Raw genomic sequence first — 24154 nt, forward strand, 5'->3', positions numbered from 1 at the left:
GCGGCGGCTCCGGCTCAGGTCAGGAACAGGGGCAGGCGCGGCGCCACATAGAGCCCGGCGCCGGCGATGGCGATGCCGAAGGGGACGCCCTCGCCGGGGATGAGCACACGCGGCAGGGCGACGCGCTCGGGGTGCGGCAGCGCCGCCAGCAGCACCCCCGCCAGCACCCGCCGCACCACCAGCAGCGCCAGCGCCAGACCGCCGCCCACCAGCGCCATGCCGAGCAGCAGCTCGGGCATCATGGGGCCGGCCCACAGGGCCACGGCGGCCCCCAGCTTGACGTCGCCGGCGCCCATCCAGCCGAGGGCGAAGGAGAAGGCGCCGATCACGAACACGCCCGCTCCCGCCACCAGATGCAGGCTCCAGTCCACCGGCCCCGGCGCCAGCAGGGCGGCCGGCACGAAGCCGAGCGCCAGCAGGGCGCTGAGCAGGTTGGGGATGCGGTAGGTGCGCAGGTCCCACAAGGCCGCCACCACCAGGGGGGCGCCGTAGGCGGCGGTGAGGAACGGCACGGTGATCTGCGGATCGAGGGCCATGGCGGTGGTCTCCCGGCTCAGGTGGCGGCGCTGCGCAGGGCGTGCAGGTGCTCGAGGTTGCGGCGGGCCGGCGCGAAGTACGACGCGCTCGCCTCGACGGCGCGGCTGAGCAGGCTTTCCGCCTCGGCCAGGTCGCCGCGCAGCAGGGCGATGTAGCCGACGTTGTTCAGCACCTCGGCCTGCTCGGCCCCGGCGGCACCGGCGACGGCGGCGTCGTAGCGACCCTGCCAGGCGAGCGCGAGGCGCAGGTTGGTGCGCGGCAGCGGATGGTCGTGCGCTGCCCGCGCCGCCTGCACCAGAAGCGCGCCGGCTTCGTCGTGGCGCCCCTGCAGCAGCAGCGAGAAACCGCGGTTGTTGAGCACGGCCGGTTCCTCGGGCGCCAGCGCCAGGGCTTGTTCATAGGCGGTGTCGGCGGCGGCGAAGGCGCCGGCCCGGTCGTGGGCGGTGCCGAGGCCGTTCCAGGCGCGCCACAGGGTCGGGTCGGCGGCGACCGCCTGCTCCAGCTCCTGCACCGCCGTGTGGCCGTCGCCGCTGCGCAGGGCGCACAGGCCGAGGCCCTGGCGGGCACGGGCGGCCGTCTCCGGTACCTGCGTCAGGCGCTCGAAGCTCTCTCTCGCGCGCGCCGTCTCACCGGCCGCCAGGGCGACTTCAGCGAGGCCGAGGTGGGCGAGGGGGTGTCCGGCGTCCTGGCGCAGGACCATTTCGTAATGGGCCGTGGCGTCGGCCGTGCCACCGGCGGCGAGGGCACGGTCGCCGCGCTCCACCAGCCGGGCGAGGGCGTCCGGATCGGCGGGCCGGGCGGCGGCGGCCTCGGCGGCGGTGCGGCCGGGTTCGCCGGTGCCGGCGCAGGCGGTGAGGGCGAACACGGCGGCGGCGGCGACGGCGAGACGCAGGCCGGCGGTCATGGATACGGTCATGGCGTTTTCCCCTTCATGAGCCTGTCGTCGAGGACGAGCAGGTCTCTCCCCAGTACCAGCCGCACGTCGGCGGCCATGTCGGGCGCCGGCTGCGCCCGCGGCGCGGTCGGCAGCAACGCCGCCAGGGCCTCGGCGGCCGGGCGGGCGGCCTCGTCGCGGTAGAACACGGCGGCGGCAGCGTGGTCCCACGAGGCGGCGTTGGTCAGGCGGGTGACCGGCACGCCGGCCTCGCCCAACCAGGCGGCGGCGCGGGCGGCCATGCGGGTGCGGCCGACGCCGTTGGAGACTTCCACCGACAGGCCGGTGAAGGCGGTCGTCGCCGCCGTGGGCATGGGCCGCGACACCGGCCCGGCCGGCGTCTCCGGCACCGCCATGGCGAGCTGCGCGGCCTCGGGCAGGGCGGCGACGGCGGGGACGTCGCTCTCCACCACCGGCGCGGCCGGTCCGTCGGCGGTCACCAGCAGCAGGCGGTCGGCGGCGCGGCGCTCCAGGTAAGGGCCGGTCGGACGCTCCAGCACCGGGATGGGCTCCTCCGGCGGCGTGCCGTCGGAGCGGGCGGCGAGCACCCGGCGGTTGCCGGCGATGGTCGCGTCGTCGGGGCGCAACGCCGCCGCCTGGTGCAGATACACCGCCGCCAGTTGCGGCTGCCCGCGCAGCAGGCGCGACCAGCCCATGTTGTTGAGCGTCACCGGGTCGTCAGGCGCCAGCGTCAAGGCCCGCAGGTAGGCGTCGTCGGCGAGGTCGGACCGGCCGAGGCGGTCGTAGGCGGCGCCGAGGCCGTTCAGCGCCTCCACCGACCCCGGATCGAGGTGGGAGGCGCGACGGAACGCCTGCACCGCGGAACCCAACCGTCCGGCGGCGAAATGCTCCTTGCCGGCGGCGTAGAGGCCGGCGGCGCCGTCGGCGAGGGCGGTATCGAAACCGGCGGAGGCGGCCCGCAATTCGATGTCGGCAGCGCAGGAGGCCAGCAGCAGCACCGCGACCGAGGCGGCGAGGGGACGGAGGGGGCGGTGGCGCGTCATGTCACAACCCCACCTGCGGCACGACGCGGATCATGCGGATGATGGCCGGCAGCAGGATGACGATCACCAGCGCCGGCAGCAGCAGCCCGGCCATGGGCATGATCATCTTGGCCGGCAGCTTCTGCGCCTTTTCCTCGGCGGCCATCATGCGGCGGTAGCGCATGTCGTCGGCGTAGACCCGCAGGGTGTCGCCGACCGACGTGCCCAACTCGTGGCTCTGGATGAGCAGGGTGGCGAAGGAATTCACCTCGTCCACCCCGGTGCGGTTGGCGAGGCCGCGCAGCGCATCCTCGCGGGCGCCGCCGGCGCGCAGCTCCAGGCTGGTGATGCGCAGGTTCTGGGCGAGCACCGGATGGGCCAGGCTGATCTCCTCGGCGGTGCGGGCGATGGCGGCGTCGAGGCCCATGCCCGCCTCGACGCAGACCAGCATGAGGTCGAGGGCGTCGGGGAAGCCGGACCGCACCGCCCAGCCGCGCTCCCGCGCCCGCCACCACACGGCGACCGCCGGGCCGTAGAAGCCGAGCGCCAGCATCAGCGCCCCCACCAGCAGCTGCGTGCTCATGGTCATGTCGCGGCTGATGAGCGGCAGCAGCAGCAGGTATGCGGCCACCATGGCGAGCGCGGCGCCGAGGCGGATGCCGTAGTAGAGGGTCACCGCGGTGGGCGACAGGAAACCGGCGCGCACGAGCCCGGTGCGCACCCGCGACAGTTCCTTGCCGCGGGCCGGCGTCAGGTGCGGCGCCAGCGGTCTGAGGACCTTCTCGAGTGCTTCGAGGCCGCTGGCGTGGCGCAGGCTGTGCCGGGCCTCCGCCCCACCCCCGGCGGCCGCGCGGCCGCCGGCCGCCATGCGGCGGGCGGTGCGGGCGGAGGGCAGCAGCGCCCCGACGCCGGCCACCGCCAGCACGACGGCGAGGAACAGGCCGCCGAGGACGACGATCTCCGCCGACGGCGCGGCGAGCAGGGCCTGGAAGTCCATGGCGGCATCTCCCTCAGTAGCGGAAGCGGACGAGCTTGAAGATGATGGCGACGCCGAGCATGAGGCCGACCAGGGCGCCGCCCAGCATGGGGTCGAACAGCGGGTCTTCCGCCACGCCGTCGAAGTAGTTGGGCCGCGCCAGCTTCAGCGCCCCGAACACGAAGAAGGGCGCGGCCGTGATGCCCCAGGCGGAAAACCGCGCCTGTGCCGACAGCGCCTTGACCCGCAGGCCGAACCGGCCGCGCTCGCGGATCACTCGCGCCAGGCTGCCGAGCACTTCCGTCAGGTTGCCGCCCGAGGTGCTCTGCAGCCGGATGGCGGAGATCATGAAGTGCAGGTCGTGGCTGGGCAGGCGGCGGCTCATGCTTTCCAGCGCCTCGCGCAGGTCCATGCCGTAGGTCATCTCGTCGACCACCAGGCCGAACTCGCTGCCGATGGGGTCGGGCATCTGCTCGGCCACCAGCTTGAGGGCCGCCGTGGTCGGGTGGCCGGCGCGCAGCGAGCGCACCACCATGTCCAGCGCGTCGGGCAGCTGGGCGTTGAAGCGCCGGATGCGGCGGGCGGCGGCGACCTTCAGGGCGATCAGCGGCAGCACGCAGCCGAGCCCGCCGCCGAAGGCGAGGGCGGACAGCGGGTCCAGGCGCTGCACCGCGATCAGCAGCAGGGTGATACCGGCGCCCGCCGCCGCCATGAGCAGCGCCAGCCGCACCGGCGACAGGGGCACACCGGCCGCCGACAGCATGGCGCCGAGGCGGCGGACCGGCGCGAGGCCGGCCAGCAGGCTGCCGTCGCCGTCCGGCCCCTGGCGGCGCAGGGTGGTCAGGATGTCCTCGCTGCCGCGGCCGTCGGCGCGCATCTGCAGGCGGCGGTTGACCGCGCGCCGCTGCCGCCGGCCGCCGATGGCGCCGAGCAGGGCGTCCAGCGCCAGCAGCATGGCGAGGCTGAGGGCGATGCCGGCGATGGTCAGGCTGTCGAACACCATGGCGCGGCTCCCTCACCCCAGCGGCTGGTCGGGGGAGAAGGTGCGCGGATCGAGCGTGATGCCGCGCGCCTCCAGGTCGGGCAGGAAGGTCGGCCGGATGCCGGTGGCCCAGAAATGGCCGCGGATTGTGCCGTCCTCGTCGGTGGACTCGCGGCGGAAGCGGAAGATCTCCTGCATGGTCACGACGTCGCTTTCCATGCCGACGATCTCATGCACGCTGACGCAGCGGCGGCGGCCGTCGCTCAGGCGGGCGACCTGCACGATGACGTCCACCGCCGAGGCGATCTGCGAGCGGATGGTCTTCAGCGGCAGGTCGAAGCCGGCCATGCCCACCATCTGCTCGATGCGCGAGACGGCGTCGCGGCAGGAGTTGGCGTGGACGGTGGTCATGGAACCGTCGTGGCCCGTGTTCATGGCCTGCAGCATGTCGAAGGACTCACCGCCGCGGCACTCGCCGACGATGATGCGATCGGGGCGCATGCGCAGCGCATTCTTCAGCAGCTCGCGCTGGGCGATCTCGCCCTTGCCCTCGATGTTGGGCGGCCGGGTCTCCATGCGGGCGACATGGGGCTGCTGCAACTGCAGCTCGGCCGCGTCCTCGATGGTGACGATGCGCTCGGCCTGGTCGATGAAGCGGCTCATGGCGTTGAGCATGGTGGTCTTGCCCGAGCCGGTACCGCCCGAGATGACCACGTTGAGGCGCCCGAACACCACTGCCCGCAGCACTTCGGCCATCTGCGGCGTCAGGCTGCCGATCTCCACCATGCGCTCCATGTGGATGGGCGTGCGGGAGAACTTGCGGATGGACAGAAGCGGCCCGTCGACGGCGATGGGGGCGCAGACGGCGTTGACGCGCGAGCCGTCGGCCAGGCGGGCGTCCACCAGCGGCGAGCTTTCGTCGATGCGCCGCCCCACCGCCGAGACGATCTTGTTGATGATGCGCAACAGGTGGCGGTCGTCCTTGAAGGTCACCGCCGTGCGCTCCAGCCGCCCGCGCCGCTCCACGTAGACGGTGGAGTAGGTGTTGACCAGGATGTCGGAGACGGTGGCGTCCTTCAGCAGCGGTTCCAGCGGCCCGAGGCCGAGGATCTCGTCCAACACGTCGTCGACCAGCTGCATGCGTTCCTGCTGGTTGAGCGCCACCTTCTCCTCGCCCAGCATGGCGGCCACCAGGTCGCCGATCTCGCGGCGGAACTGGGCCGGCTCCATCTTGTCGATGACGGCGAGATTGATGGCCTCCAGCAGCTTCTGATGCAGGCGCACCTTGAGGGCGATCATGGCCGCCTCGCCGGCGGTGATCTCGCCATGGCCGGCGGCGGGGGGCTTGGGGGCCGCCTCGGCGCGGGTGGAGACGGCGGCGGGCGCCGGCATCACCGGCGGCCTGGGCGGCGGGGCGAAGCGGCCGGGCGCGGGCGGCGGCGCGGCGGCGTGGGGCTGGGCGGTGTCGGCGGCGGCCGAGCGGCTGGCGAAGCGGAACATGGTGGCGGTCTCCCCTGCGGCGGTGTCGTCAGGCGGCGGTGCCGGTGCCGGCGCGGGCGCGCGCGGCGGCGGCGACGGCGGCGGCCAGGGCCTCCACCGCCTTGCGCACGGGCTTGGCGGAGCGGTCCTCCACCAGCGTCGCGCCGGTGTCGACGGCCGCCGACACCGCCTTCCAGTCGCTCGGCACGAAATGGGCGAGCGGCACGCCGAGGGTCTTCTCCGCCCGCTTCACGAGGTCGGGCTTGCCGAACAGCCGCGGCGGCGCCATGCGGTTGACCACCGTCACCAGCGGCGTCTCGGCCAGGCCCTCGGCGGCCAGGGTCTCGATCTGCCGCGCCGCCTGGTGGATGTTGGGCACCGTCATCTGGGTGACCAGGACGATCACGTCGCAGGCCCCCAGAACGCTGCGGGTCCACGGCGTCCAGGCCTGCGGCAGGTCGATGACGACGCCGTCCCACTGGCGGCGGGCGACCTCGATCAGCCGCGCCGCCTGGTCGGGGTCGACGGCGTCGAGCGGCATGGGGGCGGGCGGCGCGGCGAGGACGGCGACGCCGCTGCGGTGACGGGCGGCGGCGCTGGCCAGCAGTTCGGCGTCGAGGCGATGGCCGGCCTGCATGACCTCCAGGCTGCCGAGGCGCGGTTCCAGGTCCATGTAGAGGGCGCAGGCGCCGAACTGCAGGTCGAGGTCGAGCAGCCCGACCGCCTCGGGCCGCGTCGCCCGCGCCGCCAGCACGCCGGCCAGGTTGACGGCCAGGGTGGTGGCACCGCTGCCGCCGCCGCCCTTGAGCAGGGCGGTCACCAGCCCCTTCGGCCGGCGCGTATCGGGGCCGCGGGGTGGGGCGGGGCGGCGGCTGTGGGCGAGGCGGATGGCCGCCAGCAGTTCCTGCCGCTGGATCGGCTGCGGCACCACGTCGGCGATGCCGAGCCGCATGAGCCGCCGCATGCCCGCCACCGAGGCGCCGCGCGTCGTGACCACCATGGGCGTGCGCGCCAGCGGCCCGGCCATGAGGGCGGTGAGCGCGTCGATGTCGCCGTCGTCGTCCAGGTCGGCGTCGACCACCACCACGTCGGTGAGGTAGCCGCCGGTCTCCTGCCTGGCGAGGCGGGCGAGGGGGCCGACCCGGACCTCGCTCAACAGGCCATTGTCGAGACCGGCGGCGTCCCGCAGCGCGTCCGCCACGTCGGAGGAGCGGACCAGCGCGATGACAGTGGGTGTCTTGGTGATGCCGTGGTGGGTCATGGTGTCCAGCCTTCTGCCTCGGGAACTCACTTTTCCTCGGTGGTCGCTTCCGGGGCGAGCGGCAGCGTCGCGCCCGTCTGGTAGCGCTCCACCGCCAGCCCCGTGCGCCGCCCGGAGGACACGGGCAGGGCGCCGGGCGGATAGGCGGGATCGGGGTTGATGATGTGCACCGCCATGTTCTGGCGGACGGCGTTGCCGAAGTCGCGCGACAGGGGCGCATCGGCCGGCTGGCAGGCGGTCAGGGCGGCGAGGGCGGCGACGGCGCCGAGGACGGCCAGGGGACGCAGGACGGGGATCATCGCGTGGCTCCTCACTTCAGGATGTGGCCGTAGGGGCCGCTGATGCCGCCGCCGGGGCGGGCGGACAGGACCTGACGCTCCACTTCCAGGGCGGCCGGGTCGCTTCCCTCCACCTGGCCGAACAGGAAGAGCTCGGCGTCGGACGGCGGCACGAAGCTGTCGGTCGGGGCGGCGAGCAGGCCCGGCGGGGCCGGCTGCACCAGGTGCGGGGTGACGATGATCACCAGTTCCGTCTCGCTGCGCTGGAACTCGCTGGAGCGGGCCAGCGCGCCGAGGATCGGGATGTCGCCGAGGCCGGGCACCTGGCGCACCTGATCGGTGAAGTCGCTCTGCAGCAGGCCGGCGATGGCGAAACTCTGGCCGTCGCGCAGCTCCACCGTGGTGCGGGCGCGGCGGGTGGACAGGCCGGGGATGGTGAAGCCCGAGATGCGCACCGACGTGGTCGGGTCGATCTGGCTCACTTCCGGCGCCACCGACAGGTTGATGAGGTCGCCGTCGAGCACCGTCGGCGTGAAGGCCAGGCTGACGCCGAACTGCTTGAAGACGACGGTGATGGTGGAGCCGTCCTCGTCGTCCTCCTGCGCCACCGGAATGGGAAACTCGCCGCCGGCCAGGAAGGTCGCCGTGTCACCGGAGAGGGCGATGAGGTTGGGCTCGGCCAGCACGCGGACGGCGCCCTTTTCCTCCAGCGCGTCGATCAGCAGATCGATGGCGAATTCCGACGCCGTCAGCATGATGTCGGCGCCGAGGAAGCGGGTGATGTCCAGCGGGTCGAGCACGTCGACGAAGAAGTCCTCGCCGAACACCGTCGGCTTGATGCCGATGCCGCGGGCGAGGGAACGGCGCACCTCGGCCACCTTAACCGACAGCATCACCTGCTGGCTGCCGGCCACCGACAGGAGGTTGGTGACGGCACCGGGAGCGTAGCGCTCGGCCATGGCGACGGCGCGTTCCAGCGCCCGGGCGGTGCCGACCGTGCCCGACAGCACGAGGCCGCCGGCGACGCCGCGCACCTCCACGTCCTCGCCGGGCAGCACGTCGAACAGGCGCTGCTTCAGGCCCTCGGCGTCGTGGGTGATCACCAGGTCGATGACGGCGAGCAGGTCGCGGCCGGGGCCGTAGATGGTCAGGTTGGTGGACCCGAGCCCCTTGCCCAGCACGTAGACCGAGCGGTCGCTGAGCGGCACGACGTCGGCGATTTCGGGGTTGCCCACCAGGATGTCGGTGAACGGGCGGTCGACGGTGAGCACCTGGCTCTTGTCGACCGGCACGGTCATCTCGCCGGCGCTGCCGCCGCTGGCGACCACGAAGCGGGGTTCGGCGGGGGCGGCCGTTTGGGCCGCGGCGGGACCGGCGGCGGCGACGGCGACGGCCAGCGCCAGGGCGGCCGAGGCCGCCAGGCGGAGAAAGGCGTGCATGACGGGGCTCCTGTTGCGGAGGACGGCGGCGGCGGTCAGGAGGCCGGGCCGGCGAGAACGGGCGCGGGCGTCGGGGCGGGCTCCGGCGTGGGCGACGACGACGCGGCGGCAGGCTCCGGAGCGAGGGCGGCCGCCGGTGTGCGGCCGCGGCCGACCGCTTCCTCGGTCGCCGTGGTGCCGCGCACGACGCGCACCGTGGTCACCACCGGGCGCGGCGGCGCGACGACCACCGGCGCCGGGGCCGCGACGGGCGCGGCGGCGGCCGGCTCGGGCGCGGTGCGGGCCGGCTCGCCGCGGCCCAGGTCGGCCAGCGTCACGGTGCGCTGTTCGGTGGCATCGGCGGCGAGCTGGTTGCGCAGCGACAGGCTGAGGCTGCCGACCGTCTGGCCGAGGGTCAGCTTCTGGGCCTGCACCGGCGTCACCTCCAGCGTCACGGCGCGGGCGACCACCGGCTTATCCTTCTGGTCGCTGGCTTCCTGGTCGACGCCGAGCACCTTGACGCTCTGCAGCAGGATGTCGGTGATGGGCTTCTCGCGCTCCACCTCGCGGGTGATCATGATGTCGACGCGGTCGCCGGGCAGGACGAAGCCGGCGACGCCGTTGACGTCGTCGACCCGGATGGTCACGGCGCGCATGCTCTCGTCGATGATGGTCGACAGGGTGGCCCGGCCGCCGAAGCCGGACACCTTGGTGGCGAGCACCGGCTCGCCCGGCTCCATGGAGCGCAGCACGACCCGTTCCTCGCTGGCCGAGATCAGCTCGTCGAGGGTGGTGAAGCTGCCCTCTGGCCGTGCGCCGGCCGGCCAGTCGACCGCCTTGAGGTTTTCGGGCGCCAGCTTGTCGCCGAAGCTGAGCGGCACCCGGGCCACGACGACGGTGGACATTTCGATGGCCGGGCCGCTCGGCTGCGCGCTGCGCACCGCCTCGGTCAGCCACTGGCGCGCCAGGAACACCGAGGCGCCGCCCAGCGCGACCGCTGCGACCAGAAGAACGACGGGACGTTTTGCCATGGTACGAGCACCCCCTGCTTTACCCTGCGATGGTGCTCGTGGGGTCGGCGCCTGAACGCTCCGGCCCCACGAGTTCACCGGCTTCAGCCGCCCGCGGGGGCGGTGAAGTTGGTGCCGGTCAGCTTGCCGTTCAGGTTGGTCCAGGCATTGGCGACCTTGTCGCCGACGAGGCCGATGGTGACGATCGTCGCGATGGCGATGAGCGCCAGCAGGATGGTGTACTCGACCATGGCGAGGCCCTCGTCGTTGCGGAGGAGGTCACGGCCGAAGGCAACCAGCTTGTTCATGTGCATTCTCCCGAGTTGATTACTTCGCGATGTCTTTCCGCGGCGCGGCGTCGGAGGGCCTTCGGACCGGGCCGCATCACGCCGACGGGTCCTATGCTGGGGCTGCGGAAGATCTTCGCTCAACCTATCGATCGGGCGGCGGGAAGGGTCTTTCGGGCGCCGGATGATCAAGATGAGTGGACCCTTCACCACCGAGGTGGTGCTGTTTGCGGCGGATGATCCGGCACGCGCACGAGGCCGGCGACGTCCGGAGAACGCGAGGGAAAGGTCGTCGCAGAGCCACCGGCGCCGCTGCGGGAAAGCCGCACGTTTCCGCCGTTCTGGAGGTGTGGCTCGCGGAGCGGCTACCACCATGGTCGCGGAGGTTCCACCGGATGATCGTCGCATGCGGGATCATCATGGGGTCCTAAGACACGGCTACCTCACTCGACCTGTCTTCAAGTCGCGGGCAGGCCCGGGGAGCACAGTGTCGGCGCGGTCAGTGCGCGTGGCGAAAACTCGGATAAAATTTTAACTAATGGGATGGAGCGCAACTGCCGATTTACGGGCTGACGTTTAAATCTTTCCTGGTGCGGAACGGCGGCCCGCGACCGTCGCGCCGAGGGGGGAACCGGCCGGAGTCGGCATCGCCTCGGCCTGCCCCCTTCAGGGGGAGGGGGCGGCGCCACGCCTCCTCGCGCAGGCACCGAAAGCCGGCCCGCGGCGACCGTGCCGCCACCAGAACGGCGGCGGGGATGCAGAATTTTGATGCGAATGCGAGTGACTCACATTAACAACTGGGGGCGGTGCCGCGCGCGCCGGTTTTCCAGGGGCCTTCAGAAGGATGCACGTGATGCTTACGAGACGCCTTTTCACCGGTCTGGCCATGGCGGTGGCGACCCTCGCCGCGGCGGGCAGCGCCGTCGCGCAGGATGCGCCGACCGTCACCATCGAGCACGCCCAGGGGAAGACCGAGGTCCGGCAGAACCCGAAGCGCGTGGTGGTGCTCGACCTGGCGACGCTCGACACCCTCGATGCGCTCGGCGTCGAGGTGATCGGCGTGCCCGGGGGCGTCAAGCCGGAGCGTCTGCTGAAGTACGACGCCGACCGCTACACCAAGGTCGGCACGCTGTTCGAGCCCGATTACGAGGCGATCAACGCCCTCGATCCCGACCTCGTCATCGTCGGCAACCGCTCGGCGGCCAAGTACAAGGACGTGTCGGTCATCGCGCCCACCATCGACCTGACGGTGGACCAGAAGGATTTCACGGGCAGCGCCATCGCCACCGCGCGCATGCTCGGCTCCCTGTTCGGCAAGACGGCCGAGGTCGAGCAGATGGTCGGCCGCCTGAACGCCGCCATGGCGCAGAGCCGCACCATCGCCGCCGACGCCGGCAGGGGCATGCTGGTGCTCACCACCGGCGGCAAGATGAGCGCCTTCGGCCCCGGCTCGCGCTTCGGTGTCCTTTACGACGCCTTCGGCGTGCAGGCGGCCGATCCCGACCTGGAGGTCGGCCTGCACGGCCAGGCCATCTCCTTCGAGTTCATCCTGGACAAGAACCCCGACTGGCTGTTCGTGCTCGACCGCGACGCCGCCATCGGCCGCGAGGGCACCCCGGCGCAGCAGTTCCTCGACAACGAGATCGTCCGCCGCACCACGGCCTGGAAGCAAGGGCAGGTGGTCTACCTGAAGGCCTCCAACTGGTATCTGCTCGGCGGCAGCCTGCCGGCGCTGCTGGAGAACGTGGAGCAGGTGCAGGCGGCGCTCGCCAAGAGCTGATGCCCGACCGCGCCGTCCGATGAACCTTCTCCTCTCCTGCCTGGGGCTCGCCGTCGTGTCGGCGGTGAGCCTCTTCGTCGGGGCCAGCGACATCGCCTTGGCTTCCCTGGTCACCGGCGACGGCGGCGGGGAGGCCTTGCTCGTTCTGCTCGCCAGCCGCCTGCCGCGCACGCTCGCCCTCGTCCTGGCCGGTGCCGGCATGGCGGTGGCCGGGCTCATCATGCAGATGATCGCCCGCAACCGCTTCGTCGAGCCGTCGACGGCCGGCACGGCGGAGGCTGCCGCCTTCGGCATGCTGGCGGTGACCCTGCTGGCGCCGGAGATGCCGGTGTTCGGCCGCATGCTGGTGGCCGCCTGCTTCGCCATGGGCGGCACGCTGCTGTTTCTGGCGATCCTGCGCAAGGTGCCGCTGCGCTCGCCGCTGGTGGTGCCGCTGGTCGGGCTGATGCTGGGAGGCGTCATCACGGCGGTGACGGTGTTCTTCGCCTACCGCTTGGACCTCATGCAATCCTTCTACGCCTGGACCAACGGCGACTTCTCGGGCGTGCTGCGCGGGCGCTACGAACTGCTGTGGACGTCCTTCGCGCTCACCGTCGTCGCCTACCTGGCGGCCGACCGCTTCACCGTGGCGGGGCTCGGCGAGGACTTCTCCACCAGCCTCGGTCTCGGCTATCGCCGGGTGGTGGCCGTGGGGCTGACCATCGTCGCACTGGTGACCGCCGCCGTGGTGGTGACCTGCGGCATGATCCCCTTCCTCGGCCTCATCGTGCCCAACGTGGTCAGCCTGCTCATGGGCGACAACGTGCGCCGCTCGCTGCCCTTCGTGGCGCTTCTGGGCGCCGCGCTTGTGGTGGTGTGCGACATCGTCGGGCGGATCGTCGTCCACCCCTACGAGATCCCCATCGGGACCATCATGGGCGTGGTCGGCAGCGCCGTCTTCCTCTACCTGCTGCTGCGGAGGGACGGCCGTGCTGCATAGTACCTCGGTGAAACGCCCCGCGGTCGTGCTGGCCGGCCTCGCGGCCCTGGCGGCGGTGGCGGTGGCCCTCTACATGACCGTCGGGGTGCGCGGCGACTGGGGCTTCGTGCTCGCCTTCCGCGGCATGAAGCTCGCCACCATGATCGTGGTCGGCTACGCCGTCGCCGTCTCCACCGTGCTGTTCCAGACGGTGGTCGGCAACCGCATCCTGACGCCCGCCATCATGGGCTTCGACGCCCTCTATGGCCTGCTGCAGTCCATGCTGGTGTTCTTCCTCGGCGCCGCCTTCGTCGCCGCCTGGGACCCGCGCCTGCGGTTCGCCGTCGAGGTGGCGGTGATGGTCATCTTCTCCGTCACGCTGTACCGCTGGCTGTTCTCGGGCGGCCTGCGCAGCCTGCATCTGCTCATGCTGGTCGGCATCGTGTTCGGCGTGCTGTTCCGCAGCCTGATGCATTTCCTCAACCGCATCATCGACCCGACCGACTTCCTGGTGGTGCAGGACCGGCTGTTCGCCAGCTTCAACCGCCCCGACCCGGGGCTGCTGGCGGCCTCGGCGCTGACGGTGCTGGCGGTGTCGGTGGTCGGCCTGCGCTGGCTGCGGGCCTTCGACGTGCTGGCGCTCGGCCGTGACGCCGCCGTCAACCTGGGCGTCGACCACCGCCGCATGGTGACGGGCTTGCTGCTCATGGTGGCCGTGCTGGTGTCGGTGTCGACCGCGCTGGTCGGGCCGATCACCTTCCTCGGCCTGCTGGTGGCGAACCTCGCCTACATGCTGGTGCCGTCGCACCGCCACGCCCTGGTGCTGCCGGGGGCGGTGCTCGTCGCCGTCACGACCCTGGTCGGCGGCCAGGTCGTCCTCGAGCGGGTCTTCGCCTTCGACACGGCGCTCAGCGTCGTCATCGAGTTCGTCGGCGGCCTGTTCTTCCTGTTCCTCCTGGTGCGTGGGTTCGCCCGATGATCGACGTCAAGAACGTGAGCAAGTCCTACGGCCCGAGCGTGGTGGTCGACGACATCACGCTTCGCCTGCCCGCCGGCGGCATGATCTCCATCGTCGGGGCCAACGGCGCCGGCAAGTCGACGCTGCTGTCCATGATCAGCCGCCTGCTGCCCATGAGCGCCGGCACCGTGACCGTGCACGGCCTCGACGTCACCAAGGCGCCGAGCGACGAGTTGGCGCGGCGCCTGTCCATCCTGCGGCAGGACAACCACGTGGTGTCGCGCCTGACGGTGCGCGACCTGGTCGCCTTTGGGCGATACCCGCACTCCAAGGGCCGCCTGACCGAGGCCGACCGCGGTCACATCGACCGGGTCATCGGCTATTTCGAGCTGGAGCCCTTCGCCGACCGGTTCCTCGACGAGCTGTCGGGCGGCCAGCGCCAGCGCGCCTTCATCGCCATGGTGCTGTGCCAGGATACCGACTACATCCTGCTCGACGAGCCGCTCAACAACCTCGACATCAAGCACGCCGTCGCCATGATGAAGCTGTTCCGCCGCACGGCGGACACCTTCGGCAAGACCTTCGTCATGGTCCTGCACGACATCAACTTCGCCTCCTGCTACTCCGACCACACCGTCGCCATGCGCGACGGCCGGGTGGTGCATGCCGGCACGCCGGCCGACGTCATCACGCCGGCCGCCATCCGCGACGTCTACGGCCTCGATACCACCGTGCAGGAGACGCCGGAGGGGCGGCGGATCGTCCACTACTACGTCTGAAAAGACATCGGGGCACGCCCGCATCGGGACCGGTGCGGCCCGCCGGCGGCGCCATCCTTAGCCACCCCGGGCGCCTGAGCCGTCGCGGCCGCTCGCGCGTCGCGCGCAGGATGACGCTGGTTAAATTCAGCCGTTTCCGCCCGGAACGTCACTGCTTCCGACCCGTTCAGCATCCAGTACCACCGCTGGCCGGAGAGGGGATATGGCAGATCGGCTGACGAAGGCCGCCGCCCGGAACATATTCTACGGCGGCTCCGCCTTCTTCTTCGTGACCTTCGTCGCACTGACGGCGCACAGCCACTTCTACATGGTGACCACCAGCACCGACGAGTCGACGCTGACCGAGAGCGTCGCCCGCGGCAAGCACGTGTGGGAGGAAAACTCCTGCATCAACTGCCACACGCTGCTCGGCGAAGGCGCCTATTTCGCGCCGGAGCTGGGCAACGTGTGGCTGCGCTACGGCGGCGCCGACGATGCCGAAGGCGCCCGCATGGCGCTGATCGCCTGGATGCAGTCGCAGCCGAGCGGCATCGAGGGACGGCGGCAGATGCCGCAGTTCAACCTGACGGACCAGGAACTCAACGACCTCGTCGACTTCCTGGCCTGGACCTCGACCATCGACACGCAGGGCTGGCCGCCGAACGAGGCGGGCTGAGCCGGGAGGGGGCGCCTGATGAGATATCCGACCCAGAAAATCGCCTACTGGTACTTCACCGCGGCCATGCTGCTGTTCGCGCTGCAGGTGGTCTTCGGCCTGCTGGCCGGCACGGTCTATGCCGTGCCCAACTTCCTGGCCGAGATCCTGCCCTTCAACATCCTGCGCATGATCCACACGAACGCGCTCATCGTGTGGCTGCTGCTCGGGTTCTTCGGTTCGGCCTACTACCTGATCCCCGAGGAGGCGGAGCGCGACATCGAAAGCCCGCTGCTCGCCTATGTGCAACTCGCGATCCTCATGGTCGGCGCGGTGGCGGCGGTGGTGGGCTATGCCTTCGGCATCCACGGTGGGCGCGAATTCCTGGAACAACCGACCTGGGTGAAGGTGGGCATCGTCGTGGCGGCGCTGATCTTCCTCTACAACGTCAGCATGACCGTGCTGCGTGGCCGCCGCACGGCGGTGACCAACGTGCTGCTGCTGGGCCTGTGGGGCGTGGCGCTGTTCTTCCTGTTCGCCTTCTACAACCCGACCAACCTGGCGCTGGACAAGATGTACTGGTGGTACGTCGTCCACATCTGGGTGGAAGGGGTGTGGGAGCTGGTGATGGCCGCCATCCTCGCCTTCGTCGTCATCAAGCTGAGCGGCGTCGACCGCGAGGTGGTGGAGAAGTGGCTCTACGCCATCGTCGGGCTGGCGCTGTTCTCGGGCCTGCTCGGGACCGGGCACCACTACTACTGGATCGGCGCGCCGGGCTACTGGCAGTGGGTCGGCTCCATCTTCTCGGCGCTGGAGGTCTTCCCCTTCTTCGCCATGATCATCTTCGCCTTCACCATGGTGTGGAAGGGCCGCCGCGACCACCCCAACAAGGCCGCCCTGCTGTGGACGCTGGGGACGCCGGTGATGGCCTTCTTCGGGGCCGGCGTCTGGGGCTTCATGCACACGCTGGCGCCGGTGAACTTCTACTCGCACGGCACGCAGATCACCGCCGCCCACGGGCATCTCGCCTTCTTCGGCGCCTACGTCATGCTGATCCTGGCTATCATCACCTACGCCATGCCGCATCTGCGGCGGTCGCAGCCCTACAACCAGGTGCTCAACATGTGGAGCTTCTGGATCATGACCTCGGCCATGGCCTTCATGACCTTCACCCTGACCTTCGCCGGCGTCGTCCAGACGCACCTCCAGCGGGTGCTCGGCATGTTCTACATGGAGGTGCAGGAACAGCTGGTGATCTTCTACTGGATGCGCCTCGGCTCGGGAGCCTTCGTGGTGCTGTCGGCGCTGCTGTTCCTCTATTCCATCTACGGGCCGGCGCGCCAGCAGGTGCCGCGCCACATGCGCTCCGCCGCCGACACCACACCCGCTCAGTGAGGCGCGCCATGAAGCCCATCGCACTCGCCGCCCCGGTGATCGCCGCCGCTCTGCTGGCGCCGTCCACCGTCCTCGCCCAGGCCGACCTGAAGCCCGACGAGACGCCCCGCCTCGGCGTGCCGGGCGAGCAGGGTCTGCCGCAGGAGGATCGGCAGTTCCTGGCCGGCGCCGCCGCCCTCCACCGCCTGGAGCGAGACCTGGCGGCGCTGGCCGAAGAGCGTGCAGGCGGGGAGGCGGTGCGCCGCCTCGCCGCGACGCTGGCCGCCGATCATGCGGACCTGGACCAGCGCCTGCGCGCGGTGGCGGAGGGGCTCGGCGTCGGCGTCGATCCCGGCGCCCGGGTGCCGGAGGACGGCTCCGCGCCGGAGGTGCTCGCCCGCCTGCGGGAGCAGTCGACGGGGCAGGGCTTCGACCGGGCCTGGGTGGCGGAACAGATCGCCGTGCACGACCGCCTGATCGCGCTCTACCAGACCACCGCCTCGCAGACCCAGCCCGACACCCTGGCGAAGGCGGCCATCACCGGCATGGTCGTCCTGGTCGAGCACCGCGAAGCCCTGCGCGCGGCGGCCCGCGGCATGGGGATGGCGACCGATCCCGAGGGCCAGCCGCCGCAGTACGGGGAGCGGTGAGGGCAGCCGCCGGTCACGCACGGCCGGGCGGGCAGGGCAGTGCAGGGGGCATAAAGAAGGTTTGCGCCGGCCGAACCATTTATGCTGAAACTACTGTCACAGACACTCTCTTTCCCTGCATCGGACCACCATGCCCCGTCGCCGACCCTGCTCCGCCTCTGCCCGCCGACCGCTCGCAGGGTCCGGAGCATGAGGCGGCATCTCGGGTCGCTGGCGGCCGGCGTCACCGCCGGGATGGACAACCTGGGTGCCGGCGTCGCCTTCGCGGCGCTGCTGTTCCCGGGTGCCCTGGCGGCGGGGCTCGGCATGGGCGTCGGCGTCATGCTGCTGAGCGCGGCGCTGCTGTCCATCGTCATCGCCTGGCGCAGTTCCCACGCCGGCACCGTCGCCCTGGTGCAGGAAACGGGCATCGCCGTTCTCGTCGCCTCCATGGCGGGGCTGCTCGCCGGGCTCGAGGGGCGGCCGGTGGAGGACCGCATCGCCACGGTCTTCGCCATCCTCGGCGCCAGCACCGTGGTCACCGGCGCGTTGTTCGTGCTGTTCGGCCGCCTGCGGCTCGGCACCCTGGTGCGTTTCCTGCCCTATCCGGTGGTGGCGGGCTTCCTGGCCGGGTCCGGGTGGCTGCTCATCGAGGGCGCGCTCATCATGGTGGCCGGCGAGCACCAGCTGTCGGCCATGGCGGCGGCGCTGGACCGGCCGCTGGTCCTCGGCGCCCTGGCGCCGGCGGTGCTGGTGGCCGTGGTGATGGCGGTCAGCCTGCACCGGTCGTCGCACCCGCTCACCATGTCGACGGTGCTGCTGGGGTCTGGCGCGGCCTTTTATCTGGTGCTCGCGGCGGCGGGGATCGCGGTCGAGGACGCCCGCCTGTGGCACTGGCTGCCCGACGTGCCGGCCGAGGCGGCGGTCGCCCTGCCGTCGCCGCTGTGGATCGCGGCGCATGCCGACTGGGGGACCGTGCTCCAGGCGGCGCCCGCCATGGCGGCGGTGGCCGTGCTCAACATCATCGGCCTGCTCCTCAGCACCAGCGGCCTGGAGGCGGCGTCGGGGCGGGAGATCGACGCCAATGCCGAGCTGCGCGCCAGCGGCCTCGCCAACCTGCTGGTCGGCGGGCTCGGCGGCCCGGCCGGCTATACCGGGCTCGGCATGACCCTGCTGGCCGCGAAGATGGGCGCCACCGGGCGTGGCGCCGGCATGGCCGCCGGCCTGATCCTGCTGGTCGGCCTCGGCTTCGCCGGTGTGCTGGCCTCGGCCATGCCCACCTTTCTGGCGGCCGGCCTCATGGTGTTTCTCGGCGGCGAGCTGCTCTACCAGTGGGCGATGGCGACCCGTCGCCAGTTGCCGCGCGCCGAGTGGCTCATCGTCCTGGCGATCCTGGCGGCCATCGCCGCGCTCGGCTTCCTGAGCGGGCTGGTGCTGGGCCTCGCCTTCTCGGTGGTGATGTTCGTCTACAACTACGCGCGCCTCCCCGTCGTGCGCCTCGTTGCCGACGGTCGGCAGCTACGCAGCGGCGTCGACCGCTCGCCCGACGCGGTGCACGCCCTCGACCGCCAGGGCGAGCAGGTGCATGTCCTGCGCCTGCAGGGCTACCTGTTCTTCGGCACCATGGAGCAGGTGGTGGCCCGTGTGCGCGAGCGCATCGCGCAGCCCGACGCGCCGCCGCTGCGCTTCCTGATCCTCGACCTCGCCGCGGTCAGCGGCATGGATTCCGCGGCGACCTCCGGCTTCCTGAAGATCCGCGGCATGGTGGCCCACGCCGGGGCGCCGCTGGTGTTCTGCGCCCTGCCGCCCGGCATGGCGGAGGCGCTGGCGCGGTCCGGCCTGACGGTGGACGCCGATGCCACGGCCGTCTCCGCCGCCGACCTCGACCATGCCCTGGAGCGCTGCGAGGAAGAGCTGCTGGCGACGGAAAACCTGTTGTCGGGCAGCGACGACGTCACCCATCACCTGGAGGCCATCCTCGGTCCCCACCCGCGCCTGGTCGACCTCGCCGCGGCCATGCGGCGCCTGCGCCTGAGCGCCGGGACGACGCTGATCCGCTCCGGCGATCCGGCCGACGACGTCTTTTTGGTGAGCAACGGCCGGGTCCGGGTGCAGGTCACCCTGGCCGACGGCCGCGTCCTGCGCCTGCGCACCATGACGGCCGGCGCCGTCGTCGGCGAGGTCGGCCTCTGCCTCACCGGCACCCGCACCGCCGACGTGGTGGTGGAGGGCGCCGCCACCGTCTTCCGCCTGTACCGCAGCGACCTGGAGCGGCTGGAGCAGGAGGACGGCGAACTGGCGGTGCTGTTCCACCGCCTGCTGACCGTCACGCTGGCCGAGAAGCTGGTGCTCGCCAACCGTCTGGTGCAACTGGCCCACGGCTGAGGCCGCCGCGGGCCGCCGACGGTGGCCGTGCTCGGGAGAGCGGGGGCCACCGCCGACGGGGCGGGTCAGGGCGCGGTGCCGGCCTCGGCCGCGCCGTCCGTGGCGGGTGCGGGCTTGCCCTTGCGCCGCTCGCGCCAGCTTTCGACCATGCGGAAGAACATGGGCACGAAGAGCGTGGCGAGGAAGGTCGCCGCCAGCATGCCGCCGATGACACCGGTGCCGATGGAGTGGCGGCTCGCCGAGCCGGCGCCGGTGGAGATGGCCAGCGGCACACAGCCCAGGATGAAGGCGAGCGACGTCATGATGATCGGGCGGAAGCGCAGGCGCGCGGCTTCCAGCGCCGCCTCCAGGATCGGCAGGCCCTCGCGCCGTTTCATGGCGGCGAACTCGACGATCAGGATGGCGTTCTTCGACGCCAGGCCGATGAGCGTCATCAGGCCGATCTGGAAGTAGACGTCGTTCTGCGTCCCCCGCAGCCAGATGGCGAGCAGGGCGCCGAACACCGCGAAGGGCACCGCCGTCACCACCGCCAGCGGCAGGCTCCACCGCTCGTACTGGGCGGCGAGGATGAGGAACACCATGACGAGGCCGGCGACGAAGGCGAGCGCCGAGGTGCCGGACGTCGTCACCTCCTGGTACGACGTGCCGACCCAGCCGAGGGTGTAGGTCTCGGGCAGCACCTCCGCCGCCACCTGCTGGAAGGCCTCCAACGCCTGGCCGGAACTGACGCCCGGCGCCGGGTTGCCCATGATCTTGGCGGCCGGGAAGACGTTGTAGCGCTCGATCATGTCCGGGCCGGTGACCCGGTCGACCGTCACCAGGGTGTCGAGCGGGATCATCTCGCCGGTCGCCGACTGCACGAAGACGTGGCGCAGATCCTCCGGCTTGGCGCGGAAGTCGGATTCCGACTGCAGGCTGACCTTGAAGGTGCGGCCATAGAGCGTGAAGTCGTTGACGTAGAGCGAGCCGAAGGTGCTCTGCATGGTCTCGAACACGGCGTTGATGGGCACGCCGAGCGCCTTGGCCTTGGCGCGGTCGAGATCGATGAAGTACTGCGGCACGGAGGTGTTGAAGGTGGTGCGCACGCCCGCCAGCTCCGGCCGCTTGTTGGCGGCGGCCACCAGCTCGTTGGCCATGCGGGCCATCTCTTCGGGCGAGTCACCGGCGCGGTTCTGCAGGTAGGCCTCGAAGCCGCCGGTGGTGCTCATGCCCATGATGGGCGGCGGGTTGATCATGAAGGCCAGCGCCTCGCGGGAGGTGCCGGCCGCCTGGCCGGACAGGGTGCCGGCCAGCACGCGGGCGTCCTGGCCCGGCTCGGTGCGCTCCGACCAGTCCGTCAGCGACACGAAGCTGACGCCGGCGCTGGTCTTCTGGGCGCCGGAGAGCAGGTCGAAGCCGGCGAAGGTGACCACCGATTCCACCTCGTCCTGCGCCAGCAGCATGTCGGTCAGCTTGGCGGTCTCGGCGTCGGTGCGGCTGAGGGCGGCGGCCGGCGGCATCATGACGATGGAGAACAGCACGCCCTGGTCCTCGTCGGGCACCAGGCTGCCGGGCACGCGCTCGAACAGCTGCCAGGTGGCGACCAGCATGACGCCGACCACGGCCAGCCCCAGCACGACGCGCTTGAGGAACAGGTTCACCGCCCGCAGGTAGCCACCCGTCACGCGGTCGAAGGCGGCGTTGAACCAGCGGAAGGGGGCGGCCGGCTCGTGGTGGCCGGGCTTGAGCATGAGGGCGCAGAGCGCCGGCGTCAGGGTCAGGGCGACGATGCCCGAGATGGTGACCGAGACGGCGATGGTGATGGCGAACTGCTTGTACATCACGCCCGTCAGTCCGCCCAGGAAGGCGACCGGGATGAACACGGCGCACAGCACCAGCACGATGGCGATGACGGGGCCGGTCACCTCCTGCATGGCCTTGATGGCGGCCTCGCGCGGGGTCTTCTTCTCCTGGTTCATGACGCGCTCGACGTTCTCGAGCACCACGATGGCGTCGTCGACCACGATGCCGATGGCCAGCACCATGGCGAACAGCGTCAGCAGGTTGATGGAGAAGCCCACGATGTAGAGCCCGGCGAAGGTGCCGATGATGGACACCGGCACCGCCAGCAGCGGGATGATGGTCGCCCGCAGGCTCTGCAGGAAGACGTAGACCACCAGCACCACCAGCACCAGCGCCTCGATGAAGGTCTTCACCACCTCGTCGATGGACACCTGCACGAACTTGGTGGTGTCGAAGGGCACGGCGTACTCCAGCCCCTCGGGGAAGCGCTCGGCGACGCGCTCCATGGTCTCCTTCACCGCCGCGGCGGTATCGAGCGCATTGGCGCCGGGCTGCAGGTAGATGCCCATGGCAATGGCCGGGCCGCCGTTGTAGGTGGCCGAGAAGGCGTAGTCCTGGGCGCCCAGCTCGATGCGCGCCACGTCGCCGAGGCGAAGCGCGGCGCCCGAGGCGTCGGAGCGCAGGATGATGTCGGCGAATTCGTCGGCGTCGGCGAGGCGGCCCTGGGTGCGCACGCTGTAGGTGAAGGCCTGCGGGTCGGCCATGGGCTCCTGGCCGAACTTGCCGGCGGCGAACTGGGCGTTCTGCTCGCGCACCGCCGCCGCCACGTCGGCCGGCGTCAGGTCGTACTGCGCCAGCTTGTCGGGGCGCAGCCAGATGCGCATGGAATAGTCCTTGGCCCCGAACAGCGAGGCATCACCCACGCCCGGCGTGCGCTTCAACTCGTCGAGCACGTTCAGCAGGGCGTAGTTGGACACGAACACCGGGTCGTAGCGGCCGTCCGGCGACTGCATGGTGACGACCTGCAGGATCGAGCTCGACTTCTTCTTCACCTGCACGCCCTGGCGGCGCACTTCCTCGGGCAGGGTGGCGAGCGCCGCCTGCACGCGGTTGTTGACGTCGATGGTCGCCTGGTCGGGGTCGGTGCCGACCTCGAAGGACACCGACAGGCTCATGGTGCCGGCGTCGGAGTTGGTCGACCGCATGTAGATCATGTTGTCGACGCCGTTGATCTGCTGCTCCAGCGGCGCCGCCACGGTCTCGGCGATGACCTGGGCGCTGGCGCCGGGGTAGGTGGCGGTGACGCTCACCTCGGGCGGGACCAGTTCCGGGTATTGCTCGATCGGCAGGCCGCGCATGGCGGCGAGGCCGGCGATGACGATGATGATGGACAGGACGGTCGAGAAGACCGGCCGGTCGATGAAGAACCGCGCGATCATCCCTGCGCCTCCTCGCTGGCGGGGGTCTCGGCGGCCTCGGCGGGCGGCGCGGCCTGCACCGGCGCGCCCGGGCGGACCTTGATGACGCCCTCGGTGATGACGGTGTCGCCCTCGGCGAGGCCGCCTTCGACGATACGGCCGTCCTCCACCAGGGCGCCGGTCTGCACCGGGCGCGCCTGGGCCTTGCCCTCGGCGTCCACCACGTAGACGAAGGGACCCTGCGGCCCCTGCATCAGGGCCTTGTCGGGGATGACGGCGACGTCGTTGCGCACCAGGCCCTTCACCCGCACGCGGACGAACTGGCCGGGCAGCAGGCGGTGGTCGGGGTTCGGCACCACGGCGCGGGCGCGGATGGTGCCGGTGGCCGGATCGACGCCGCTGGCCGTGAAGTCCACCCAGCCTTCCTGGGCGTGCACCGAGCCGTCGCCGAAGACGACATCCACCGGCACCCGGCCCTGTTCCTCGATGCGGCTCGCCTTGCCGGATTCGAGCAGCACGCGCTCGCGCATCTGCTCGGCCTCGGGCAGGGAGAAGACGACGTGGATGGGGTCGAGCTGGGTGATGGTGGCCAGCAGGCTGTCGCCGGCGCCGGTGCCGACCAGGCTGCCCTCCGGCAGGTCTTCCAGGCTGGTGACGCCGGACAGCGGCGCCTCGACGCTGGTGTAGCCGAGGTCGATGCGGGCCGATTCCACCTCCGCCTCGGCGGCGGCGACGGACGCGCGGGCGAGGTCGAGGGCGGCGCGGGCGTCGTCGTGGGTGCTGGCGCTGATGGTGCGCGACTTCCACAGCTCGTCGATGCGGTTCCAGTTGCGCTGCGCCTGCTGAAGCGTGGCGCGCGCCTGCTGCAGGCCGGCCTCGGCGGCGTCGAGGCGGACCCGGAAGGGTTGCGGGTCGATGCGGAACAGCAGGTCGCCCTGCTGCACCGTCTGGCCTTCCTGATAGGTGCGTTCGAGCAGGATGCCGGTGACGCGGGCGCGCACCTGCACCTCGCGGGCGCCCTGGGTGCGGCCGGCGTATTCCTGGGCCACGGGCACGTCGGCCATGGCGACCGGCTGCACCGTCACCTGCGGTGGCGGGGGCGCGGCGGGGGCGGCCGCCGAGGTCGTCGTGTCGCCGCCGTCGCAGGCGGCCAGTACAGCCACGACCGCCGCCGCCACCATGAGGCGGGGAAGCCGCCGAGTTTCGTACTGCATCGTCGTCGTCCTTTGCGAGGGAATCGATTGGGCGCCATTTATATACATGCATGCATGTTTGTAAATAGCCTCGACAGCATGGCAGGGACGCGATATAT

At 71.4% G+C, this 24154-nt stretch carries 21 protein-coding genes; 8 read left to right on the forward strand and 13 right to left on the reverse strand.

Features of this window, described 5'->3' with window-relative positions; genetic code table 11:
* Positions 1–14: 14 nt before the first annotated feature.
* From CRP50_RS07780 to CRP50_RS07830, 11 genes are all read right to left on the reverse strand, one after another.
* Positions 15–536, reverse strand: a complete 522-nt coding sequence (locus CRP50_RS07780) for a prepilin peptidase (protein ID WP_097278451.1) — start codon at positions 534–536, stop codon at positions 15–17.
* 17 nt (positions 537–553) lie between these two features.
* Complete coding sequence (locus CRP50_RS07785; RefSeq protein WP_097278452.1) at positions 554–1453, reverse strand: tetratricopeptide repeat protein; 900 nt, start codon at positions 1451–1453, stop codon at positions 554–556.
* Positions 1450–2475, reverse strand: a complete 1026-nt coding sequence (locus tag CRP50_RS07790) for a tetratricopeptide repeat protein (protein ID WP_097278453.1) — start codon at positions 2473–2475, stop codon at positions 1450–1452. Before CRP50_RS07790 ends, CRP50_RS07785 begins: the two co-directional genes overlap by 4 nt.
* A gap of 1 nt (position 2476) precedes the next feature.
* Complete coding sequence (locus CRP50_RS07795) at positions 2477–3451, reverse strand: type II secretion system F family protein (RefSeq protein ID WP_097278454.1); 975 nt, start codon at positions 3449–3451, stop codon at positions 2477–2479.
* 13 nt (positions 3452–3464) lie between these two features.
* Complete coding sequence (locus CRP50_RS07800) at positions 3465–4433, reverse strand: type II secretion system F family protein (RefSeq protein ID WP_097278455.1); 969 nt, start codon at positions 4431–4433, stop codon at positions 3465–3467.
* A gap of 12 nt (positions 4434–4445) precedes the next feature.
* The gene (locus CRP50_RS07805) at positions 4446–5912 is read right to left on the reverse strand and encodes a CpaF family protein (protein ID WP_097278456.1); all 1467 of its coding nucleotides are present in this window, start codon (positions 5910–5912) and stop codon (positions 4446–4448) included.
* Between the two features lie 28 nt (positions 5913–5940).
* Positions 5941–7152, reverse strand: coding sequence for an AAA family ATPase (locus CRP50_RS07810; RefSeq protein WP_097278457.1), 1212 nt, complete (start codon positions 7150–7152; stop codon positions 5941–5943).
* Between the two features lie 26 nt (positions 7153–7178).
* A complete protein-coding gene (locus tag CRP50_RS07815; RefSeq protein WP_097278458.1) occupies positions 7179–7451 on the reverse strand; it encodes a hypothetical protein in 273 nt (90 codons plus the stop codon).
* A gap of 11 nt (positions 7452–7462) precedes the next feature.
* A complete protein-coding gene (locus CRP50_RS07820; protein ID WP_097278459.1) occupies positions 7463–8869 on the reverse strand; it encodes a type II and III secretion system protein family protein in 1407 nt (468 codons plus the stop codon).
* 35 nt (positions 8870–8904) lie between these two features.
* A complete protein-coding gene (gene cpaB / locus CRP50_RS07825) occupies positions 8905–9879 on the reverse strand; it encodes a Flp pilus assembly protein CpaB (protein WP_097278460.1) in 975 nt (324 codons plus the stop codon).
* An 83-nt stretch (positions 9880–9962) separates the two neighbouring features.
* Positions 9963–10166: a Flp family type IVb pilin gene (locus CRP50_RS07830; protein WP_097278461.1), complete on the reverse strand. Its 204-nt coding sequence runs from the start codon at positions 10164–10166 to the stop codon at positions 9963–9965.
* A gap of 832 nt (positions 10167–10998) precedes the next feature.
* Here CRP50_RS07830 and CRP50_RS07835 point away from each other — a divergent pair.
* The 8 genes from CRP50_RS07835 (at position 10999) to CRP50_RS07870 (ending at position 19642) form a co-directional block, all read left to right on the forward strand.
* A complete protein-coding gene (locus CRP50_RS07835) occupies positions 10999–11925 on the forward strand; it encodes a siderophore ABC transporter substrate-binding protein (protein WP_245913404.1) in 927 nt (308 codons plus the stop codon).
* Between the two features lie 19 nt (positions 11926–11944).
* Complete coding sequence (locus CRP50_RS07840; RefSeq protein WP_097278463.1) at positions 11945–12904, forward strand: ABC transporter permease; 960 nt, start codon at positions 11945–11947, stop codon at positions 12902–12904.
* Positions 12894–13862: an iron chelate uptake ABC transporter family permease subunit gene (locus tag CRP50_RS07845; protein WP_245913405.1), complete on the forward strand. Its 969-nt coding sequence runs from the start codon at positions 12894–12896 to the stop codon at positions 13860–13862. Before CRP50_RS07840 ends, CRP50_RS07845 begins: the two co-directional genes overlap by 11 nt.
* Complete coding sequence (locus CRP50_RS07850; protein WP_097278464.1) at positions 13859–14620, forward strand: ABC transporter ATP-binding protein; 762 nt, start codon at positions 13859–13861, stop codon at positions 14618–14620. Before CRP50_RS07845 ends, CRP50_RS07850 begins: the two co-directional genes overlap by 4 nt.
* Before the next feature lie 202 nt (positions 14621–14822).
* The gene (locus CRP50_RS07855; RefSeq protein WP_097278465.1) at positions 14823–15275 is read left to right on the forward strand and encodes a c-type cytochrome; all 453 of its coding nucleotides are present in this window, start codon (positions 14823–14825) and stop codon (positions 15273–15275) included.
* An 18-nt stretch (positions 15276–15293) separates the two neighbouring features.
* Positions 15294–16649 (forward strand): cbb3-type cytochrome c oxidase subunit I, encoded by a 1356-nt coding sequence (locus CRP50_RS07860; RefSeq protein ID WP_097278466.1) that lies wholly within the window; start codon positions 15294–15296, stop codon positions 16647–16649.
* Positions 16650–16657: 8 nt separating this feature from the next.
* Positions 16658–17278 (forward strand): DUF4142 domain-containing protein, encoded by a 621-nt coding sequence (locus tag CRP50_RS07865; protein ID WP_097278467.1) that lies wholly within the window; start codon positions 16658–16660, stop codon positions 17276–17278.
* A gap of 189 nt (positions 17279–17467) precedes the next feature.
* Positions 17468–19642, forward strand: a complete 2175-nt coding sequence (locus tag CRP50_RS07870) for an SLC26A/SulP transporter family protein (protein WP_097278468.1) — start codon at positions 17468–17470, stop codon at positions 19640–19642.
* 65 nt (positions 19643–19707) lie between these two features.
* On the opposite strand, the gene CRP50_RS07875 is transcribed toward CRP50_RS07870, so the two are convergent.
* The gene (locus CRP50_RS07875) at positions 19708–22863 is read right to left on the reverse strand and encodes an efflux RND transporter permease subunit (RefSeq protein WP_097278469.1); all 3156 of its coding nucleotides are present in this window, start codon (positions 22861–22863) and stop codon (positions 19708–19710) included.
* Positions 22860–24056, reverse strand: coding sequence for an efflux RND transporter periplasmic adaptor subunit (locus CRP50_RS07880; protein ID WP_245913406.1), 1197 nt, complete (start codon positions 24054–24056; stop codon positions 22860–22862). Before CRP50_RS07880 ends, CRP50_RS07875 begins: the two co-directional genes overlap by 4 nt.
* Positions 24057–24154 lie beyond the last annotated feature (98 nt).

It is taken from the genome of Caenispirillum bisanense (assembly GCF_900230255.1).
Taxonomy (GTDB): Bacteria; Pseudomonadota; Alphaproteobacteria; order Rhodospirillales; family Rhodospirillaceae; genus Caenispirillum; species Caenispirillum bisanense_A.

Bases quoted from the DNA above. Each gene is read 5' to 3' on its own strand.
- CRP50_RS07835 (WP_245913404.1), top strand. From the start codon at position 10,999: ATGCTTACGAGACGCCTTTTCACCGGTCTGGCCATGGCGGTGGCGACC.
- CRP50_RS07860 (WP_097278466.1), top strand. From the start codon at position 15,294: ATGAGATATCCGACCCAGAAAATCGCCTACTGGTACTTCACCGCGGCC.
- CRP50_RS07780 (WP_097278451.1), bottom strand. From the start codon at position 536: ATGGCCCTCGATCCGCAGATCACCGTGCCGTTCCTCACCGCCGCCTAC.
- CRP50_RS07790 (WP_097278453.1), bottom strand. From the start codon at position 2,475: ATGACGCGCCACCGCCCCCTCCGTCCCCTCGCCGCCTCGGTCGCGGTG.
- CRP50_RS07850 (WP_097278464.1), top strand. From the start codon at position 13,859: ATGATCGACGTCAAGAACGTGAGCAAGTCCTACGGCCCGAGCGTGGTG.
- CRP50_RS07785 (WP_097278452.1), bottom strand. From the start codon at position 1,453: ATGACCGTATCCATGACCGCCGGCCTGCGTCTCGCCGTCGCCGCCGCC.
- CRP50_RS07800 (WP_097278455.1), bottom strand. From the start codon at position 4,433: ATGGTGTTCGACAGCCTGACCATCGCCGGCATCGCCCTCAGCCTCGCC.
- CRP50_RS07830 (WP_097278461.1), bottom strand. From the start codon at position 10,166: ATGAACAAGCTGGTTGCCTTCGGCCGTGACCTCCTCCGCAACGACGAG.
- CRP50_RS07870 (WP_097278468.1), top strand. From the start codon at position 17,468: ATGAGGCGGCATCTCGGGTCGCTGGCGGCCGGCGTCACCGCCGGGATG.
- CRP50_RS07810 (WP_097278457.1), bottom strand. From the start codon at position 7,152: ATGACCCACCACGGCATCACCAAGACACCCACTGTCATCGCGCTGGTC.
- CRP50_RS07805 (WP_097278456.1), bottom strand. From the start codon at position 5,912: ATGTTCCGCTTCGCCAGCCGCTCGGCCGCCGCCGACACCGCCCAGCCC.
- cpaB (WP_097278460.1), bottom strand. From the start codon at position 9,879: ATGGCAAAACGTCCCGTCGTTCTTCTGGTCGCAGCGGTCGCGCTGGGC.
- CRP50_RS07880 (WP_245913406.1), bottom strand. From the start codon at position 24,056: ATGCAGTACGAAACTCGGCGGCTTCCCCGCCTCATGGTGGCGGCGGCG.
- CRP50_RS07865 (WP_097278467.1), top strand. From the start codon at position 16,658: ATGAAGCCCATCGCACTCGCCGCCCCGGTGATCGCCGCCGCTCTGCTG.
- CRP50_RS07855 (WP_097278465.1), top strand. From the start codon at position 14,823: ATGGCAGATCGGCTGACGAAGGCCGCCGCCCGGAACATATTCTACGGC.
- CRP50_RS07820 (WP_097278459.1), bottom strand. From the start codon at position 8,869: ATGCACGCCTTTCTCCGCCTGGCGGCCTCGGCCGCCCTGGCGCTGGCC.
- CRP50_RS07795 (WP_097278454.1), bottom strand. From the start codon at position 3,451: ATGGACTTCCAGGCCCTGCTCGCCGCGCCGTCGGCGGAGATCGTCGTC.
- CRP50_RS07815 (WP_097278458.1), bottom strand. From the start codon at position 7,451: ATGATCCCCGTCCTGCGTCCCCTGGCCGTCCTCGGCGCCGTCGCCGCC.
- CRP50_RS07840 (WP_097278463.1), top strand. From the start codon at position 11,945: ATGAACCTTCTCCTCTCCTGCCTGGGGCTCGCCGTCGTGTCGGCGGTG.
- CRP50_RS07875 (WP_097278469.1), bottom strand. From the start codon at position 22,863: ATGATCGCGCGGTTCTTCATCGACCGGCCGGTCTTCTCGACCGTCCTG.